Raw genomic sequence first — 501 nt, 5'->3', positions numbered from 1 at the left:
GCGCTGCCGTGGCGGTTGGCCGGGCTCGGCGTCACGCCGAGCGGCGTGCCGCGGGCGTCGGTGACGAGGCGCCGCTTCGTGCCCGGCTTGCCGCGGTCCGTCGGGTTGGGGCCGGTCGCCCCGCCCCCCCTTCGCGGGCGCGCCGGCGCTGCCCAGCGCGGCGCGGGACCAGCCGATCTGCCCCGCCGCTTGCGGCCGCTCCGGCAAGACCCGGTGCAGGGCGGCCCACGCCCCGGCCTCCTGCCAGTCGCGCAGCCTGCGCCAGCAGGACATGCCGGAGCCGCGGCCCGTCTCCGCGGGCAGGTGCTCCCACGGCAGCCCCGTCTTGAGCACGGACAGGATGCCGGTCAGGGCGGCCCGGTCCGGTACCGGCGGCCTGCCGCCCTTGGGGCGGGGCCGCGGGGGCGGCGGCAGCGGCGCCACCGCCGCCCAGAGGTCGTCGGGAAGGGGCGGCTCGGCCATGCCGCCGAGAACGCAACAGGGCGGGTTTCGTTAGGCGCA

1 pseudogene is annotated in these 501 nt (G+C 79.8%); it reads right to left on the bottom strand.

What is annotated here, in order from left to right:
• A pseudogene (locus tag ABD067_RS26250) lies at window positions 1-462 on the bottom strand (IS5 family transposase); the annotation flags it as partial.
• Window positions 463-501 lie beyond the last annotated feature (39 nt).

The organism is Craurococcus roseus (assembly GCF_039523795.1).
Taxonomy (GTDB): Bacteria; Pseudomonadota; Alphaproteobacteria; order Acetobacterales; family Acetobacteraceae; genus Craurococcus; species Craurococcus roseus.
This window is presented reverse-complemented; position numbering and strand designations above follow the sequence as displayed.